At 71.3% G+C, this 16,492-nt stretch carries 16 protein-coding genes and 1 riboswitch; of the genes, 5 read left to right on the top strand and 11 right to left on the bottom strand.

Translation table 11 applies throughout. From position 1 onward, the window contains the following. Positions 1–311 precede the first annotated feature (311 nt). The gene (gene msrB / locus ASG51_RS13345; protein WP_056214794.1) at positions 312–722 is read right to left on the bottom strand and encodes a peptide-methionine (R)-S-oxide reductase MsrB; all 411 of its coding nucleotides are present in this window, start codon (positions 720–722) and stop codon (positions 312–314) included. A gap of 119 nt (positions 723–841) precedes the next feature. Then, positions 842–1,996, bottom strand: a complete 1,155-nt coding sequence (locus ASG51_RS13340) for a YihY/virulence factor BrkB family protein (RefSeq protein ID WP_056381292.1) — start codon at positions 1,994–1,996, stop codon at positions 842–844. 465 nt (positions 1,997–2,461) lie between these two features. On the opposite strand from ASG51_RS13340, the gene ASG51_RS13335 reads away from it, so the two are divergent. Continuing rightward, positions 2,462–4,159 carry a methyl-accepting chemotaxis protein gene (locus tag ASG51_RS13335; protein WP_056381290.1) on the top strand — a complete coding sequence of 566 codons (1,698 nt, stop codon included), beginning with the start codon at positions 2,462–2,464 and terminating at the stop codon, positions 4,157–4,159. Positions 4,160–4,212: 53 nt separating this feature from the next. Here the strand turns inward: ASG51_RS13335 and ASG51_RS13330 are convergent, their stop codons facing one another. From ASG51_RS13330 to ASG51_RS13320, 3 genes are all read right to left on the bottom strand, one after another. Then, positions 4,213–5,742 carry a malonyl-CoA synthase gene (locus tag ASG51_RS13330; RefSeq protein WP_244480146.1) on the bottom strand — a complete coding sequence of 510 codons (1,530 nt, stop codon included), beginning with the start codon at positions 5,740–5,742 and terminating at the stop codon, positions 4,213–4,215. Positions 5,743–5,878: 136 nt separating this feature from the next. Further along, positions 5,879–7,285 carry a malonyl-CoA decarboxylase gene (locus ASG51_RS13325; protein ID WP_056352535.1) on the bottom strand — a complete coding sequence of 469 codons (1,407 nt, stop codon included), beginning with the start codon at positions 7,283–7,285 and terminating at the stop codon, positions 5,879–5,881. 152 nt (positions 7,286–7,437) lie between these two features. Beyond that, complete coding sequence (locus ASG51_RS13320; RefSeq protein WP_056214779.1) at positions 7,438–7,638, bottom strand: hypothetical protein; 201 nt, start codon at positions 7,636–7,638, stop codon at positions 7,438–7,440. Between the two features lie 494 nt (positions 7,639–8,132). On the opposite strand from ASG51_RS13320, the gene ASG51_RS13315 reads away from it, so the two are divergent. Next, positions 8,133–9,323: an MFS transporter gene (locus tag ASG51_RS13315; RefSeq protein ID WP_056381284.1), complete on the top strand. Its 1,191-nt coding sequence runs from the start codon at positions 8,133–8,135 to the stop codon at positions 9,321–9,323. Between the two features lie 7 nt (positions 9,324–9,330). Here ASG51_RS13315 and cobD read toward each other — a convergent pair whose 3' ends face one another. Further along, positions 9,331–10,335 (bottom strand): threonine-phosphate decarboxylase CobD, encoded by a 1,005-nt coding sequence (gene cobD / locus ASG51_RS13310; RefSeq protein WP_056381282.1) that lies wholly within the window; start codon positions 10,333–10,335, stop codon positions 9,331–9,333. 12 nt (positions 10,336–10,347) lie between these two features. Here cobD and cbiB point away from each other — a divergent pair, with 12 nt between their 5' ends. Both cbiB and ASG51_RS13300 read left to right on the top strand, forming a co-directional pair. Then, positions 10,348–11,349 (top strand): adenosylcobinamide-phosphate synthase CbiB, encoded by a 1,002-nt coding sequence (gene cbiB / locus ASG51_RS13305; RefSeq protein ID WP_056381583.1) that lies wholly within the window; start codon positions 10,348–10,350, stop codon positions 11,347–11,349. Next, on the top strand, positions 11,346–12,488 hold the full coding sequence (locus ASG51_RS13300; RefSeq protein ID WP_056381281.1) for a DUF3616 domain-containing protein: 1,143 nt from the start codon (positions 11,346–11,348) through the stop codon (positions 12,486–12,488). Before cbiB ends, ASG51_RS13300 begins: the two co-directional genes overlap by 4 nt. Here ASG51_RS13300 and ASG51_RS24210 read toward each other — a convergent pair. From ASG51_RS24210 to cobU, 5 genes are all read right to left on the bottom strand, one after another. Beyond that, positions 12,475–12,612: a hypothetical protein gene (locus ASG51_RS24210; RefSeq protein WP_156389707.1), complete on the bottom strand. Its 138-nt coding sequence runs from the start codon at positions 12,610–12,612 to the stop codon at positions 12,475–12,477. The two genes, ASG51_RS13300 and ASG51_RS24210, sit on opposite strands and share 14 nt — an antisense overlap. A 67-nt stretch (positions 12,613–12,679) precedes the next feature. Then, positions 12,680–14,134 (bottom strand): cobyric acid synthase, encoded by a 1,455-nt coding sequence (locus ASG51_RS13295; protein WP_200941347.1) that lies wholly within the window; start codon positions 14,132–14,134, stop codon positions 12,680–12,682. Further along, on the bottom strand, positions 14,131–14,847 hold the full coding sequence (locus ASG51_RS13290; protein ID WP_056381278.1) for a hypothetical protein: 717 nt from the start codon (positions 14,845–14,847) through the stop codon (positions 14,131–14,133). The genes ASG51_RS13295 and ASG51_RS13290 overlap by 4 nt, the downstream gene beginning before the upstream one ends. After that, positions 14,847–15,446 carry a cob(I)yrinic acid a,c-diamide adenosyltransferase gene (gene cobO / locus ASG51_RS13285; RefSeq protein ID WP_056275327.1) on the bottom strand — a complete coding sequence of 200 codons (600 nt, stop codon included), beginning with the start codon at positions 15,444–15,446 and terminating at the stop codon, positions 14,847–14,849. Before cobO ends, ASG51_RS13290 begins: the two co-directional genes overlap by 1 nt. After that, positions 15,443–15,976, bottom strand: a complete 534-nt coding sequence (gene cobU, locus ASG51_RS13280) for a bifunctional adenosylcobinamide kinase/adenosylcobinamide-phosphate guanylyltransferase (RefSeq protein WP_200941346.1) — start codon at positions 15,974–15,976, stop codon at positions 15,443–15,445. The genes cobO and cobU overlap by 4 nt, the downstream gene beginning before the upstream one ends. Before the next feature lie 85 nt (positions 15,977–16,061). Then, positions 16,062–16,255, top strand: a riboswitch (cobalamin riboswitch). Positions 16,256–16,292: 37 nt separating this feature from the next. Between cobU and ASG51_RS13275 the strand changes: the two genes are divergently transcribed. Next, positions 16,293–16,469, top strand: coding sequence for a CbtB-domain containing protein (locus ASG51_RS13275; RefSeq protein ID WP_055947494.1), 177 nt, complete (start codon positions 16,293–16,295; stop codon positions 16,467–16,469). The last annotated feature ends 23 nt before the right edge of the window (positions 16,470–16,492 follow it).

Genomic DNA, 16,492 nt, shown 5'->3' with positions numbered 1-16,492 from the left:
GATGTCGGTCGACCCGGCGATAGAGGTCCGGGCGGACACTGACGTCAGGGCCGCCGACCTCCCGCGACGCGAGGTGGACAGACCGGCTTTCAGGTGGTTCCCCGCGCCGAGCCCGGCGGCCCTCCACGTGGAACAATGACATAGGATATGATCTGCGTTCATTCCCCGCGTAGCCGGGGCAGATCGGTTAATAATTCTCGTTCCGGACTAAGCAAAACGACGGCGAAATCAAGACCATCCCCGCCGTCGCTCCCCCTCATCCGTCGATCCGTCCCCATCGAAACCCGATCCGTCCCTCGTGCCGATGCCCGTCAGGCCTCCGGCTCGAAGCGCAGGGAGAGGCCGTTCATGCAGTAGCGCAGTCCGGTGGGCGGCGGACCGTCATCGAAGACGTGGCCGAGATGGCCCTTGCAGTGGGCACAATGCACCTCGGTGCGGGTCATCCAGTGGCTGCGGTCGACGGTCGTCTCCACCGCGTCGTCGAGGGGATCGAAGAAGCTCGGCCAGCCGGTCCCGCTCTCGAACTTGGTACCGGTGACGAAGAGCGGGGCGTCGCAGCCGGCGCAGTGGAACACGCCCGGACGCTTCTCGGCGTTGAGGCAGCTGGTCCCGGCCCGCTCGGTGCCGTGCTCGCGCAGCACGCGATACTGGTCCGGCGTGAGGATCTCGCGCCATTCGGCCTCGCTGCGGGTCTGGATCTCGTCCGCGGTGGCCGAAGACATGGAGGAAGAGGACGTGGGGGAAGAGGACGTGGGAGGCGAAGACATCGGGCCTGTGCTCCTCAGAGGCGGGGACGATGCCACTTAGATAGGCCCCCGACGCCCCCGTGGGGAGGCCGCCCTCAGGCGACGGCGCCGAGGGTGTCGGCCATGCGCGCCCGGCGGGCGCCCATGGGCCGCTCGGGGCCGGTGGTGGTGTCGCGCGCGGTCTGGTGCTCCATCTCGGCGTTGATCTCGCCACCCAGGAGGACGATCGTCGTGGAGATCCAGATCCAGGTCATGAAGCCGATCGCGGCGCCGAGGGAGCCGTAGGTCTCGTTGTAGTTGCCGAAGCTGGAGACGTACCAGGAGAACAGGATCGACGCGAGGAGCCACAGCAGGCCCGCCACCGCGCCGCCGACCCCGACCCAGCGCCAGCGCGGCCGCTGGCGGCTCGGACCGTAGCGATAGAGCAGGGACAGGCCTCCGAGGAGGACGACCAGGAGCGCGGGCCAACGCAGCAGGGCGACGAGCCAGGCGGTGTCGCTCAGGCCCACGAACGTGAACACCACCGGCAACACGACGATGCCCGTGAGGGCCAGGATGGTGAAGACCAGCGCCCCGATGGTGAAGGTGAGCGAGCGCAGGTTCAGCATGATGAAGGAGCGCTTCTCCTCCTCCTCGTAGACCACGTTCAGGGCGTCGAACATCGCCTTCATGGCGGCATTGGCGCTCCAGAGGGAGAGCAGAAGGCTGGTGAAGAAGGTCAGGCCGAGGGTGCCGTTGCCCTTGGCGGCGATGCGCTTGACCTGGTCGCCGATGATCTCGATGGCGCCGGAGGGCAGCACGCCCTGCATGCTCGCGAGATGCTCGTTGATCGAGCCGACATCCGCCACGAGGCCGTAGCAGGAGACGAGCGCGGCGATGGCGGGGAACAGCGAGAGCAGCGAGTAGAAGGTCACGCCCGCCGCCACCGACAGGACCCGGTCCTGATTGAACTCGAGATAGACCCGGTAGAGGATGTCCTTCCAGCCCGAGGCGGTGATCTCGGTGGGCGAGCCCGCGGCGCGCCCGCGCGCGACCTGCGTCGCCGCGACGTAGGCCGCCGCCGCCCCCTCGTGGGAGCGGGCGCCCGGCTCCGTGGAGGGCTGGGCGGGCTCGGCGGCGGGACGCGTCCGGGTCGTGCGCCGGGGTGCGGCGGCGAGCGCGATCAGCGCAGTCCCGAGCAGCAGCGTCCACAGGATGGAATTCGCCGCCTCACCATCGGGTACGGGACTGCGGCGGAAGGGAGATGGCATGGCAGGACCGGAACGGGATGGACGGTGCTTCGGCGCCGCGTCGTCTCGGCGCCCGGGATCAACGTGACGCAGGCTTGACCGTTCCGGCTCCGGCCACGCCTCCTCGGGCTTCCGCATCGCGCCCGATTTCGCAAGTTGATCGTCTCACGGCCCAATCTCGGCGCAGATAAAGCGACGGCGGACATGACCGAAACAAGCGGTGCGCTTCCCCGACCGCGTCAGCACACCGCCTTGAACCTTAAAGACATCTCGACCGGACGCAGGCACGCCTCAGATCTCGCACAACCAATCGAACAAAACCTTGAAATAGAACATTTCTAGATCAATGATTGCTATACCGCGCATATCTATTATTTTCGTCAAATATTAGAAGCTCATAAAGGGTATTTTAACCAAACAATACCAGTCTCCCGCATCACGGAAGCTCTCATATTCGATGGCTTTTCAACCCGCGGAGCCAAGCACGTGCGTTTCGTCAATCAAGCCAGCGTCCTGGCAAAGATCGCCCTTCCCCTGTTCGCCCTGGGCGCCCTCAGCATCGGGCTCGTCCTCTACGCCCGCGCGTCGCTGAACAACATCGCCGACCAGTCGCGGCAAGTGATCGAAGTTCTCAGCGCGCGGCAGGAAGCTTACCTCAAGGCGCAGCTGAAGATCGCGGAAGCGGCCCTGTTGACCCGGAACATCATCCTGGAAACCGAAGAAGTCCCGATGGCGCAATACAAGGCGCAGTATGCGTCGGCCACGGCCGGGGCGCTTGAAGTCATCGATACGCTGATCGCACTGGCCGAAACGCCGGAACGCCGCAAGATCGGCAAGGATCTGCGAAGCTTGGCTGAGGCCTATTTCGCGGTCCTGGCGCGGTCCATCGAGCACGGGCTCCGGAATGAGAATGCGGTCGCAGCCCAGATCGTCCAGCACGATGCGCAACCCGCCCGGCTCAATCTGAACAGGCTGGTGGAGCAGCGTGCGCAGCGGGTCGCCGAGGAGATGAAGGCCGGCAAGCAGGCGCTCGAAGCGGACATGTCGATCGCGATCGAACGGCTGATCACCGTCACCGCCATCGGTCTCGTTCTGGCTGCCCTCCTGTGCGGCACCATCGTGGTCTTCGGAATCACCCGGCCGCTGGGCCGTCTGGTGGTGATCCTGAACCGCATGGCCCAGGGCGAGATCGATGCAGACATTCCGGAGGCCCGGCGCGGCGACGAGATCGGCGCCGTCGGCAAGGCGGTGGACGGCATCAAGGCGATGGTCGCCCGGAAGAGTGCCGAGGAAGCGCAGATCCGCCGCATTGCCGACGAGGCCGCAGTGGCCGCACGCCGCGCAACGATGATCGAACTCGCGGACAGCTTCGAGGGTGCCGTGGGCGGCATCATCGGCATGGTCTCCGCGTCGTCGACCGAACTGCAGGCGACGGCGGGGACCCTGACCACCACCGCCCGCGAGACCGCATCGCAATCCATCACCGTGGCGACGGCCGCCGAGGAAGCCTCCGTCAACGTGAGCACCGTGGCGGCGGCCGCCGAGGAACTCGGCAACTCTGTGCAGGAGATCGGCCGCCAGGTCTCGAACTCCTCCCAGATGGCGCAGTCGGCCGTGACCGAGGCCGACACCACCTCGGCCCTGGTCCAGGAGCTGAGCGCCGCCGTGTCCCGGATCGGCGACGTGGTGAGCCTGATCTCGACGATCGCCGGCCAGACCAATCTGCTGGCCCTCAACGCCACCATCGAGGCGGCCCGCGCCGGGGAGGCGGGACGCGGCTTCGCCGTGGTGGCGGCGGAAGTGAAGGAACTCGCCAACCAGACCGCCCGGGCCACCGACGAAATCGGAAGCCAGATCGGGCATATTCAGGGTGCCACGGGCCACGCGGTCACGGCGATCGGCTCGATCACGACGCGCATCCGCGACATCAACACGGTGGCGACGACGATCGCGGCGGCGGTGGAACAGCAGAGCGCTGCGACGCAGGAGATCGTCCGCAACGTGGCCCAGGCCTCGGTGGGGACCACGGACGTCACCAGCACCATCACGGGCGTCGCCCAGGCGGCCGAGGAGACCGGCGCCGCCGCCGCCCAGGTGCTCGGGGCCGCCGGGGAATTGTCGCGTCAGTCGGAGCACCTCAGCGCCGAGGTCCAGAACTTCCTCAGCACCGTCCGGGCGGCGTAGCGGACGGACCCAGCGAAGGCCGTCCCGCGCTGGGGCCCGCCGGCGGTGCCGCCTCAGGCGCCGCCGGGCGCGTAGAGGCCCGCATGGGCGTCCCGCAGCAGGTTCTTCTGGACCTTGCCCATGGTGTTGCGCGGCAATTCCTCGACGAAGAGGACGCGCTTGGGGCACTTGTAGCGGGCGAGCCGGCCTTCGAGCGTGCGCAGGATCGCGGCCTCGTCTGGCACGTCGGCCCGGCCGACCACCACCGCCGTGACGCCCTCGCCGAAATCGGCATGGGGCAGGCCGATCACCGCGGACTCGACCACGCCCGGGAGGGCGTCGATCTCGTTCTCGATCTCCTTCGGGTAGACGTTGTAGCCCCCCGTGATGATGAGGTCCTTGCCGCGCCCGACGATGTGGACGTAGCCGTCCGGGTCGATCTTGCCGAGGTCGCCGGTGATGAAGAAGCCGTCGGCCTTGAACTCGGCCGCCGTCTTCTCCGGCATCCGCCAGTAGCCCTGGAAGACGTTCGGACCCTTGACCTCGATCATGCCGACGGCATCGGCCGCCAGGACCGCCCCGGTCTCCGGGTCGACCACCCGCACGGCCACGCCCGGCAGGGCCGGGCCGACGGTGCCCGCCACCCGCGCGCCCGCGTAGGGGTTCGAGGTGTTCATGTTGGTCTCGGTCATGCCGTAGCGCTCGAGGATGGCGTGGCCCGTGCGGGCCTGCCAGTCGCGGTGCGTCTCGGCCAGCAGCGGCGCCGACCCCGACACGAACAGACGGATTCCGGCGGTGGCGTCCGGCGTCAGGCCGGCCTCCTTCAGCAGGCGGGTGTAGAAGGTCGGCACGCCCATCATGGCGGTGGCGCGCGGGAGAAGGGCGAGGACCTGGGTCGGATCGAACCGCCCCAGGAACAGCATCGTTCCGCCGCTGGCCAGCACCGTGTTGGTGGCGACGAACAGGCCGTGGGTGTGGAATACCGGCAGCGCGTGGAGCAGCACGTCCTCCGCCGTGAAGCGCCAGGCCTGGACGAGGGTGCGGGCGTTCGAGGCGAGGTTCTCGTGGCTCAGCATGGCGCCCTTGGAGCGCCCCGTGGTGCCCGAGGTGTACAGGATGGCCGCGAGGTCGTCCGGGCCGCGCGCCACGTCGGAGAAGGCTTCCGTCTCGGCATCGGCGGCCTCGGCCAGGGTGCCGTGGCCCCGCGCGTCGAGGGTGTGCACCACCGGCACGCCGGCATCCCGCGCCACGGGCGCGAGGGCCTCGTGCTTGGCCGGATCGCAGACGAACAGGGCCGGCTCGGCGTCGCCCAGGAAGTAGGCGATCTCGGTGGGGGTGTAGGCGGTGTTCAGGGGCAGGAACACCGCCCCGGCCCGAACCGCGCCAAGATACAGGAACAGGAATTCCGGGCTCTTCTCCGCCTGCACCGCCACCCGGTCCCCGGGCTTCACCCCCGCGGCCGCCAGGGCCGCGGCGTAGGCGCCCGAGCGCACGATGAGGTCCGCGTAGGAGTAGCGGGCGCCCTCGCCGGTCTCCAGGAACAGCTTGGCGGCAGGATCGGCCGGCATTCTCTGGCGGACGAGATCGAAGAGGTGATTGGTCATCGGCGTTTCGGACATGACGGGGCGAAGATGGCAGGGACGGATACGCTGTCGATCGTCGGTTTCCTACGATCTTCGCTTCGCTCCATCGAGGTGGCGGGAAATGCGATGTCGCCCGAGGGCGGCGTGGGTGGAGGGCTCAGGCCTCGGCCAGGGCCACCGCCCGCATCGGCGGCAGGTTGCTCCGGAGCTCGCGGCTCACCGCGCTGGAGGCGGCGACGGTGCCGAGATTGGCGTAGGTCTCGTGGTTCTTCTCGATGGCCGAGAGATCGTAGAGGTAGTTGACCATCAGGCCGCGCGATTGGGCGAGCCCCTTGGGGGAGACGTCACCGAGGAAGTTCAGCCGCTCCAGCCGGGCGCCATTGCCGAGATGGAACCGGGCGACGGGGTCGAGGGGCCGCCCGCGCTCGTTCTTGGCGCGCAGGAAATAGGCGGCCGCCGCCGGGATCATCGCCTTGCGCACGGCCTCGCACTTGGCCTTGTCGGTCTGCCAGTCCGGTTCGTCGATGATGCGCAGGGCCTCGACGTCGTCGCGGGTCAGCCCCTGCGGCGCGTCGGAGCGGCGCTCGCGGTCGAGCCAGGCGGAGAAGCCCGGGACCGGTGAGAGGGTGACGAAGGTCTTCAGGCTCGGGATCTCCCGGGCGAGGTCCTCGACCACCTGCTTGATCAGGAAGTTGCCGAAGGTGACGCCGGCCAGCCCCTTCTGGCAGTTCGAGATCGAGTAGAAGATCGCCGTGGTGGCGGCCTTCAGCGGCAGGGGCTCGCGCTCATGGGCCAGGATCGGCGCGATGGCGGGGGCGATGCCGGCGGTGAGCGCGACCTCGACGAAGATCAGCGGCTCGTCGACCAGGGCGGGATGGAAGAACGCGAAGCAGCGCCGATCCGTCGGTTCGATCCGTCGGCGCAGGTCGTCCCACCCGGTGATCTCGTGCACCGCCTCGTAGCGGATGATCTTCTCGAGGATGTGGGCCGGGGTCGTCCAGTCGATGTGGCGCAGGACCAGGAAGCCGCGGTTGAACCACGAGGCGAACAGGTGCTCGAAATCGCTGTCGAGGCTGTCGGCGGCGTCGATGAGGTCGGGGTCGGCCTCCTCCTGACGGAGCTCGCGGCGCAGCCCGAACAGGTCCTCGCGCATCCGCACCAGGGCGCGGGTCCCGTCCTTGGCGAGGTTCAGGCGGCGGATGAGTTCCTGGCTCCGCGGCTCGGCCGCATCGTGGAGAGCGCCCAGGGCCGCCCGGGTCGGATCGGCCCGGTAGGCCGCGATCGCCTCGTCCACGGCGGCATGGTCGGCGGCGAACTCGGTGGCGACGAGGCGCAGGAAACCGGTACGCTCGGGCCGGGCCAGGGTGGCGTAGCGTTCGAGGATCAGCCGGGCCAGGGCCACCCCGGAGGCCTCGCCGCGCCGGGAGATCAGATCCTCGCAGAGCTTGACCAGTTCCTGGGCGGTGGCACGGGCCGCCAGGTCACCCCGCCCGATGCCGATGAGATCCCGGCCCCGGTCGCTGATGGTCTGGAGCAGATCGCCGAAGAAAGAGATCGCCGCCATGGCACGCCGCCTGCCCCCTCACTGGCGCCCGACCTGGGCGCACCGGCGGCCCCACGCATCGTGGGGTCCCGGCTTGGCCGCTACCTTAGGGCGGCTCCACGCGCAGGACCAGAGACCGTGGCCGTAAAGACGCGCAGGGCGGGGGCGCGGCCCTAATCCTGACCGGAAGCCGGGGCGATCTCCGCCTGGTCCGCCCGCTCGCGCCAATCCACGACCCCGTGCTGCCGGGCGAAGCGCAGTTCGGCGGCGCGCAGCGCGCGCATCGGATCCCGGGCGCGGGTGATGTCCACCGAGCCGACCGTGAACGGCACACCCAGGATCTGCTTGGCAAAGTTGACGCGGTAGGTCGCCATTCGAAACTCCCTGGACGATGAGCGCGGCCTTGCAGGAGCGCCGACTTGACCTCCGCGAACGCCGCGACTCACCGGGTCCGATTTCAATCAGAGCGCAAGTTGCGCAGAATTCCAAGTGCAGGGTGCAGGAATGAAAGCCGCAACACAGGTCGCCCATAACATTCGGTATATGGGACGACTGAAATTCCGCGCACATACCCCGCGACGACGTGGCCGAGCGGGTGGCGGCAAGACAAAGCCTCCGTGCGCGAAAGAGTAGGGTCCAGGTCGGGCCGGACGATCAGGGGCGACGAAGACCGATTCCCATCCCTCGTCCGACCGTTCCGGGTTGCCGAAGCCAGTGCGCAGGCCTAACCGGGCAGCGGATGCCCCCGTCGGCGCCCGGATCCCATCGCGGCCCCGGCTCCGCCGCCCCCCGAGATCCCGCGCATGACCCTCCAAGCCTGTCCGCCCCCCTGCCTGTCCGCGCGCGGAGTCGCCGGGGGCCGCCCCGCATGAGCGGCGGAGCGCAGGCCGATACGGGCGGACGCCACGGGTTCACGCCGCGGGCCCGGCTCGGGCTGACCCTGATCGCGGGCGGGGCCGTCGCCAACATCTACTACAACCAGCCCCTCCTCGGGCTCCTCGTCGGGGAGTTCGGCGAGCGTGCCGCCCTCTGGGTCCCGACCGCCTCCCTCGTCGGCTATGGGCTCGGCATCCTCGGCCTGGTGCCGCTGGGGGACAGCCTGTCCCGCCGGCGCCTGATCATCGGCCAGACCCTCGGCCTCGCCGTGGCGCTCCTGGCCGCGGCGCTGAGCCCGAACCTCGCCTGCCTGGCCCTGTCCAGCCTCGTCATCGGCATCCTCGCCTCGGCGGCGCAGCAGGCGGTGCCCTTCGCCGCCGAGCTGGCGCCGGACGCCACCCGCGGCAGCGTGGTGGGCCAGGTGATGACCGGCCTCCTCACCGGCATCCTGCTGGCGCGCACGGCCAGCGGCCTCGTGGGCGCGCAGTACGGCTGGCGGGCGGTGTTCTTCGCCGCGGCGGTCGTGGCGCTGGGGATGACCGGCATCGCCGCCGCCACGCTGCCGAAGATTCCGCAGACCCGGCCCCTGCGCTACCGCGCCCTGATGCTGTCGATCCTCCACCTCGTGCGCAGCCAGCCGGTGCTGCGCCGGTCGAGCCTGTCGCAGGGGCTGCTCTTCGCCAGCTTCAACGCCTTCTGGGCGACCCTGGCCCTGCTGGTCGAGGCGCCGCCCTTCAACCTGACGGCGGCCGGGGCGGGGATGTTCGGCGTCATCGGCGTCGCGGGCGCCTTCGTGGCCCCGCTCTCGGGCCGCTTCACGGACCGGCGCGGCCCGCGCCCGATGGTGGTGGCCGGCGCCCTCTTCGTGGTCGCGGCCTTCGCGGTGCTGTGGGCGGGCGGCGCCTGGTCCCTGATCGCGGTGGGCCTCGGGGTCCTCCTGATCGACATCGGCCTCAACGCCGCCCTCATCGCCAACCAGACCCGGGTCTACGCCCTCGTTCCGAGCGCCCGCGGGCGGATCAACACCGTGCTGTTCACGGTGATGTTCGTGTTCGGGGCGTTCGGGGCCTTCGCCGGTTCCCAGGCCTTCCTCATGGCCGGCTGGTCCGGCGTCTGCGCCGTCGGCATCCTCCTGGCGGGCGCGGGCTTCCTCGTGAACGTGCTGGAGCCGAGGGGCGCCTGATCGTCCCTTACCGGAGGATCCGCGACAGCCGGCACCAGGCCGCCTTGTCCGGCGGCAAGCCGAAGCGCAGGCGCGCGGGGGTCCCGGCGAAGCGCCGGACATAGATCCCGGCCGCGCCGAGGCGGTCGAACAGGCCGGGCGCGTCGGGAAAGTCGGCGGTGCGGAACAGGCAAGTGCCGCCGATGGGCGTCCCGCCGGCCCGCAGGATCATCCGATCGAGGCGCGCGGCATCCGCGGCCCGGGCGGTGGCGGCCTCCCGCCGCCAGGGCGCGTCGGACAGGGCGGCGCGCCCGATGGCCAGCGCCGGGCCCGAGACCGCCCAGGGCCCGAGCGCCTCCGCGAGGGCGGCGGCGAGGCCCGGTTCGCCGAGGGCGAAGCCGAGCCGGATGCCGGCGAGACCGTAGGTCTTTCCGAAAGAGCGCAGGACCACGAGGCCCGGGCCGAGGGAGGCCCCCAGGGTCTCGATCGGCTCCAGGTCGGCGAAGGCCTCGTCGACGACGAGCAGGCCCCCGCGGCCCGCCAGGTCGTTGGCGAGCGCCCGCAGCGTTCCGGCCTCCCAGGTCCGTCCGTCCGGATTGTTGGGGTTCACGACGACGACCACGTCCGTGTCCCGGGCCGCCCCGAGCCCCGGTACGGTCACGACGGCGTGGCCGGCCCGGGCCCAGGCGGCGGCGTGCTCGGCATAGGTGGGCCCCACCACGGCAACGCGGGCGCGTGTCACGAGGCGCGGCAGGGTCTCGATCAGGATCTGGGTTCCGGGCGCGGCGACGATCCGGTCCGGATCGGCCACCCCGTAGGCGTCGGCGGCGGCCGCGCGCAGGGCGCCGAGGTCGGCGGCCGAAGGCAGGCGCCGGAAGGCGCTGGCGTCGAGGGCCGGACACGGATAGGGCACCGGATTGATCCCCGTGGAGAGATCCAGCCAGGGCTCGAGCGCTTGCGGGAAGAGGCGTCGAGCGGCATCGAGATCGCCGCCATGGGCGATTCCGTCACCCATCCCCGGGCCGCGCGCCATCACCGAGACCGCATGTCCTGGACCGCCCTCACCCATCCGCCCGATACGCTCATCGTCCTGGTGCTCGCCCTCGCCGTCGAGGCGACAGCCGGCTATCCGGACCGGCTCTACAGGGCGCTCGGCCATCCTGTCACCTGGATCGGCGCGCTGATCGCGACCCTCGACCGCCACTGGAACCGGGGGGCGCCGGTTCGCCGCCGGCTCGCGGGCGTGGCCGGGCTCCTCGTGCTTCTGGGGGTCGTCGGCAGCCTCGCCCTGGCCCTCACCGCCCTGGCCGGCGCCGCCGGCCTCCTGCCCGCGCTCCTCGTCCTCGCCCTGCTGGCGGCGAGCCTGCCGGCCCAGCGCAGTCTGCACAGCCACGTCGCCCGCGTGGCGGCCGATCTGCGGTGCGAGGGCCTCGCGGGCGGACGCCGCGCGGTGTCGATGATCGTCGGGCGCGATCCCGAGACCCTGGACGAGGCCGGCATCTGCCGGGCGGCCATCGAGAGCCTCTCCGAGAACTTCTCCGACGGCATCGTGGCGCCGGCCTTCTGGATCGGGGTCGGCGGCCTGCCCGGCGGCGCGCTCTACAAGGCGATCAACACCGCCGACAGCATGATCGGCCACCGCACCCCGCGCCACGAGGCCTATGGCTGGGCCGCCGCCCGCCTCGACGATCTTGTGAACCTTCCGGCCTCGCGGCTGACCGCCCTGCTCCTCGTCGCGGCCGCGGCCGTCCATGCCGGCGCTTCGCCCGGCCAAGCCTGGCGGGCGGTGCGGCGGGATGCCGGCCGCCACCGCTCGCCCAATGCCGGCTGGCCGGAGGCCGCCATGGCGGGGGCTCTCGGCTTGGCGCTCGCCGGCCCCCGAACCTACGGCACCACCCGCGTCGCGGATGGCTGGATGGGCGACGGGCGCACGGAGGCGACCCCGGCCGACGTGGAACGGGCGCTTGCGCTCTACCGCACGGCGTGCGGATTCCTGTTCGGGCTCGCCCTCCTCCTCCTGGTCCTCCTCAAGGTCGCCCTCGCATGATCCGGTCGAAGACGACACGCCTCGGGCGACGGGGAGCCCTGGCGCTGGCCGCCCTCGGCCTCGCCGCTCCGACCCCCGGCCGCACCGCCGAGGGCCTGCCGACGCCCTACACCGTCACCCGCGATTTCGACGGCGAGACGAAGGGCGACGGGGCCTACGACCTCAGCGGCATGGCCTGCCGCCCGACCGACGCGGACGGCAGCCGCCTCTGCGTCGTGGTCAACGACGAGAACCGCGGCGCGCAGTTCGCCCGCCTCGCCGGGACCACGCTGACGCCCGGCGCCACCGCCTACGACCTCGGCACGGCGCCCTCGCCGGCCATCCGGGGCACGCCCCCCGCGCAGTCCCGATGCAGCGGCGGTCCGGGCAGGTTCGATCAGCTCGACGGCGAGGCCGTGGCCTATGCCGAGCCCTTCTTCTACGTCACCGGGTCGCACGGCTGCACCCGGGGCAAGCGCAGGTACAAACTGTCGTCGATGATCCTCACGCGCCTGCGGCCGAACGCCGACGGCACCGCCGCCGCGGAGACGGTGAGCACCTACCGCCTGTTCGACGCCCTGATGGCCTCCGCGCCCGTGCGCGACTCCGTGCTGCGCGACCTGGAATTCGATTGGAATGCCTTGCCGCCGGAGGGCACGCCGCAGCCGAACGGCCTGAACGTCGAAGGGCTCGCGGTCGTGGGCGGGCGCCTCTACGCGGGCCTGCGGGCACCGAGCCTCGCGGGCAAGGCCTTCCTCGTCTCCGTACCGGTCGAGGCGCTGTTCGCGGATGGAAACGCCGCCCTGTCGGCCGAAATCGGCACGATCCCCCTGGAGGCCGGACCCGATGCGGGCGTCCGCGACCTCACGATCCTGCCCGACGGACGGATGCTGGTGCTCACGGGCTCGTCCCGCAACGGCCTGCCCGTTCCCTTTCGGCTGTCCCTCGTCGACCTGCCCTCCGGCGCCCTGACCCCCGTCGCCACCCTCGCGCCGGTCCGCGGCGAGAACGAGAAGGGCAAGGTCATCGACGGCAAGGCCGAGGCCGTGGTCCCGCTCGGATCGGGCCGGGTCCTCGTCCTGTTCGACAGCCTTCGGAACGGGGCGCCGCACGCCTACGCGGTGCCGATCCCGGAGAGGGGCGCGCCTACGCCCCCCTGAGGCTCGGGCCGGCTTCCGCCGCGCCCCGGCGCGCGGCGTCGCGGCGGAGCGCCGAGAGCACGACGAACATCAGGCTCGCGCCGAGGCCGAGGCAGGGGTCGATCCGGGGCGGGGACGGGATCATGGAGGCTTCCTCGCCGCACCCGTCGTGAGGCAGGCGTTCCGGCGCCAAGCCTAAAACCGTCGGGACGCTACGAGGCCAGGGCGAGCAGCGCGTCGCAGGCGACATGCGCCTCGCAATGATCCGCGAGCCGGTCGAGTACCGCCTCGATGCCGGCCTCGTAGGCCAGCCCGCTCGGGGCCGCCCCCAGGCGGCCGAGCCAGGCGCCCCGCTGGCGGTCGTCGGCGAACAGGCCGTGCACGTAGGTGCCGGTGACGCGGCCGTCGGCCGAGACCGCGCCGTCGAGGCGCCCGTCCGCGAGCCGGATCGCCGGACGCGCGGTGTCCGGCCCGGTGGTGTCGCCCACATGCATCTCGTAGCCCGAGAACGGCACGCCGTCCGGCTGGCTCGTGCCGGTCACGGCGGCCAGATGCTTCACCGGCGTCATCACGGTCTCGACGTCGAGGAGCCCGAGACCCGGCACGGAGCGGGGCGCACCCTCGATGCCGTGCGGGTCGTCGATGCGCCGGCCGAGCATCTGGTAGCCGCCGCACAGCCCGAGCACCCGCCCGCCGCGCCGGACATGGGCGCGCAGGTCGATGTCCCAGCCCTCCGAGCGAAAGGCGTCGAGGTCGTCGATGGTGGTCTTCGAGCCCGGCAGGAGCACGAGGTCGGCCACCGGGATCGGCTCGCCCGGGCGCACCAGCACCACCGCCACGTCGGGCTCGGCCCGAAGCGGGTCGAGGTCGTCGAAATTGGCGATGCGCGGCAGCACCGGCACGGCAACGACCCTGCGCCGGGCCGATCCGGTGTCCGAGCCCGCGAGGCCGAGGGCGTCCTCCGCCGGCAGGCGCGCCGCGTCGGGAAAGTGCGGGATCAGCCCGAAGCTCGGCCAGCCGGTCGCCTGCGCGATGGTGGCCATGCCGTCGGCGAACAGGCTGGGATCGCCGCGGAAGCGGTTGACGAGGAAGCCCCGGATCATCGCGGCGTCCTCCGGGTCGATCACCGCCTTGGTGCCCACGAGGCTGGCGATGACGCCGCCCCGGTCGATGTCGCCGAGCAGGATCACCGGCGTGCCGGTGGCGCGGGCGAATCCCATATTCGCGATGTCGCCGGCCCGCAGGTTGACCTCGGACGCCGAGCCCGCCCCCTCCACCACCACGAGGTCGGCTTGCGCCTTCAGGTACGAGAAGCTCTCCAGCACGGAGGCGAGGAGACGCGGCTTCCAGGCCTGATAGTCCCGCGCCCTGGCGGTGCCGACCATGCGGCCCTGGACCACGACCTGGCTGCCGGTCTCGCTCTGGGGCTTCAGCAGCACCGGGTTCATGTGCACCGAGAGCGCCACCCCCGCCGCCCGCGCCTGCAACGCCTGGGCCCGCCCGATCTCGCCGCCATCGGCGGTGACGGCGGCATTGTTCGACATGTTCTGCGGCTTGAAGGGCCGCACGGCGAGCCCGCGCCGCGAGAAGACCCGGCACAGCCCGGCCACGATCAGCGACTTGCCGACATCCGAGCCGGTGCCCTGGATCATGAGGGCGCGGGTCATGGCTGCGGCCCGTCCGACGGGGATGCGGCGCAGGCCGGATCGGCGGGCCGCGCGGCGCGACGAAAGGCCAGGATGGCGGCCCCGTAGGTCTCGACCACCTCCGAGAACGGCACGCGCTCCGCCGTGAACAGCACGGCCCGGTGCCGGAACAGATGGTCGGGAATCGCGAGGTCGCCGCAGGTCGACGCCGGGGGCGGCGCCTGCTCCCACCCTTGCGGCAGGGGCTGCCACAGGAGTTCCGCCCCGATGGTCTGCCGCGTCGTGCCGAGGGCCTGGACCGCCCGGCCGAACGGCGTGTCGGTGGTCTCGAGCAGGCGGTTCATCTCCGGGGTCAGGCGCTCGGGCACGTACCAGTTGTCCGCCTCCGACAGGACGTGGTCGCCGCAGGCGAGCCGCACCTGACGGTAGCGGAGGACGGTGTCGGGGACGGCATTCAGGCGCCGGCGCGTCTCCTCCGAGGCGGGCTTGTCCGCGCCGCGCTGCCGATTCGCCGCGAGCCGCGGCGTCGCGGCCATGCCGTGCTCGGCGCACCAGCCTTCGAGGGTCGCGGTGGCGGAGCGGCTGGCGAGCAGCCGGGCGTTCAGGCCCTCCACCACCGCCAGGGCCTCGACGCGGCCGAGATAGCTGGCCGGCCAGGCCGGCGCGGTTTCAGCGCAGGCCGGATGGATGCCCGACAGGACAAGGAGCCCGACCGGGCCGAGGACGAAGCGCATCAGAATTCGATGCCCACCTGCGCCTTCACCCCGGCGGCGAAGTGATGCTTCACGACCGCCATCTCGGTGACGAGGTCGGCGGCCTCGATCAGGGCCGGCTTGGCGTTGCGGCCGGTGACCACGACGTGGAGGTCCGGTCGGCGCGCCCGGAAGGCCGCCACCACGGCCTCGAGGTCCAGGTAGTCGTAGCGCAGGGCGATGTTGAGCTCGTCCAGCACCACGAGGCGGATCGTCGGATCGGCCATGAGGTCGAGGGCCTTGGCCCAGGCGTGCTCGGCGGCGGCGATGTCGCGGGCCTTGTCCTGGGTTTCCCAGGTGAAGCCCTCGCCGAGGGTGTGCCAGTCGATCCGGTCGCCGAAGGCCGTGAGGGCGTGCTTCTCGCCGGTGTCCCAGGCACCCTTGATGAACTGCACCACGCCGACGCGCCAGCCGTGGCCCAGCGCCCGCAGCATCAGCCCGAGGGCCGCCGTGGTCTTGCCCTTCCCGGGCCCGGTGTTGACGATGAGGAGCCCCTTCTCGATCGTCTTCTCCGCCACCTCGGCATCCTGGACGGCCTTGCGCTTCTCCATCTTTTCGCGATGGCGGTCGGCGTCGGTCATGGGGTGGCTCCGGGTTGGGGTTTCACGATCAGGGGCAGGCCCGCCACCGTGAGGACGACGCGGTCCGCCTGGGCCGCGAGGCGCTGGTGCAGGCGCCCCGCCGCATCGCGGAAACGGCGGGCCAGCGCGTTGTCCGGCACGATCCCGAGGCCGACCTCGTTGCCCACCAGGACCACCGGGCCGGGGGCCGCCGCGCAGGCCGCGAGCAGCGCGGCGGTGGCGGCGTCCACGTCGGCCTCCGCCAGGATCAGGTTGGTGAGCCAGAGGGTGAGGCAATCGACCAGCACCGGCCCGGTCGCGGCGGCGACCGCCTCGGGCAGGGCGAGCGGCACGTCCTGCGTGATCCAGCCGTCCGGGCGGCGGGCGCGGTGGAGCGCGATGCGCTCGCGCATCTCGTCGTCCCAGGCCTGGGCGGTGGCGAGGTAGAGCCAGGGCCGAGGCTGCGCCTCGATCAGCCCCTCGGCATGGGCGCTCTTGCCGGAGCGCGCGCCGCCGAGCACGAGGGTCAGTCTGGGTGGAGGATGCGGCATGCGGCCTGCTGTGCCCGAAATCGAGGTCCCGGGTCAAAGGCGGGAATCCGATCCGGGCCGCGTTGTCAGCGGATCGGCAACCGCGTAGAAGCGTGGATCGGACGGTGCCCCGGCGACGGGGTGAAAAGGGAATGCGGTGAGGGGGCGACCTCGAAACCGCAGCTGCCCCCGCAACTGTGAGCGGAGACGGAACTGCCATCAGCCACTGGAGCGATCCGGGAAGGCGGCAGGACCAGCGACCCGCGAGCCAGGAGACCTGCCGTCCTCCCGCTCGATGCTTGACGGCCGCCGGCGGGGCGGCCAGGAGATGAACCCGATGTCGACCAACACCCTCGTCCTGACCGGCACCCGCACCAACGAGCGCCTCGGCGCCGTGCTCGTGGCCGCCTTCCTTGGCCTCGGCCTCGTATTCATGGCAGGCTTCGCCCCCGCGATGGCGCTGCACAACGCGGCGCACGACTTCCGCCACAGCCAGAACTTCCCCTGCCACTGAGCGTCTCCGCTTAAGGCAGACAA

Source organism: Methylobacterium sp. Leaf465 (assembly GCF_001424705.1).
Lineage (GTDB): Bacteria > Pseudomonadota > Alphaproteobacteria > Rhizobiales > Beijerinckiaceae > Methylobacterium.
This window is presented reverse-complemented; position numbering and strand designations above follow the sequence as displayed.

What these genes read in the sequence shown, in the direction of transcription:
- msrB (WP_056214794.1), bottom strand. Translation starts at nt 722, where the DNA reads ATGTCTTCGGCCACCGCGGACGAGATCCAGACCCGCAGCGAGGCCGAA.
- ASG51_RS13340 (WP_056381292.1), bottom strand. Translation starts at nt 1,996, where the DNA reads ATGCCATCTCCCTTCCGCCGCAGTCCCGTACCCGATGGTGAGGCGGCG.
- ASG51_RS13330 (WP_244480146.1), bottom strand. Translation starts at nt 5,742, where the DNA reads ATGACCAATCACCTCTTCGATCTCGTCCGCCAGAGAATGCCGGCCGAT.
- ASG51_RS13325 (WP_056352535.1), bottom strand. Translation starts at nt 7,285, where the DNA reads ATGGCGGCGATCTCTTTCTTCGGCGATCTGCTCCAGACCATCAGCGAC.
- ASG51_RS13320 (WP_056214779.1), bottom strand. Translation starts at nt 7,638, where the DNA reads ATGGCGACCTACCGCGTCAACTTTGCCAAGCAGATCCTGGGTGTGCCG.
- ASG51_RS13315 (WP_056381284.1), top strand. Translation starts at nt 8,133, where the DNA reads ATGAGCGGCGGAGCGCAGGCCGATACGGGCGGACGCCACGGGTTCACG.
- cobD (WP_056381282.1), bottom strand. Translation starts at nt 10,335, where the DNA reads ATGGCGCGCGGCCCGGGGATGGGTGACGGAATCGCCCATGGCGGCGAT.
- cbiB (WP_056381583.1), top strand. Translation starts at nt 10,348, where the DNA reads ATGTCCTGGACCGCCCTCACCCATCCGCCCGATACGCTCATCGTCCTG.
- ASG51_RS13300 (WP_056381281.1), top strand. Translation starts at nt 11,346, where the DNA reads ATGATCCGGTCGAAGACGACACGCCTCGGGCGACGGGGAGCCCTGGCG.
- ASG51_RS24210 (WP_156389707.1), bottom strand. Translation starts at nt 12,612, where the DNA reads ATGATCCCGTCCCCGCCCCGGATCGACCCCTGCCTCGGCCTCGGCGCG.
- ASG51_RS13295 (WP_200941347.1), bottom strand. Translation starts at nt 14,134, where the DNA reads ATGACCCGCGCCCTCATGATCCAGGGCACCGGCTCGGATGTCGGCAAG.
- ASG51_RS13290 (WP_056381278.1), bottom strand. Translation starts at nt 14,847, where the DNA reads ATGCGCTTCGTCCTCGGCCCGGTCGGGCTCCTTGTCCTGTCGGGCATC.
- cobO (WP_056275327.1), bottom strand. Translation starts at nt 15,446, where the DNA reads ATGACCGACGCCGACCGCCATCGCGAAAAGATGGAGAAGCGCAAGGCC.
- cobU (WP_200941346.1), bottom strand. Translation starts at nt 15,976, where the DNA reads ATGCCGCATCCTCCACCCAGACTGACCCTCGTGCTCGGCGGCGCGCGC.
- ASG51_RS13275 (WP_055947494.1), top strand. Translation starts at nt 16,293, where the DNA reads ATGTCGACCAACACCCTCGTCCTGACCGGCACCCGCACCAACGAGCGC.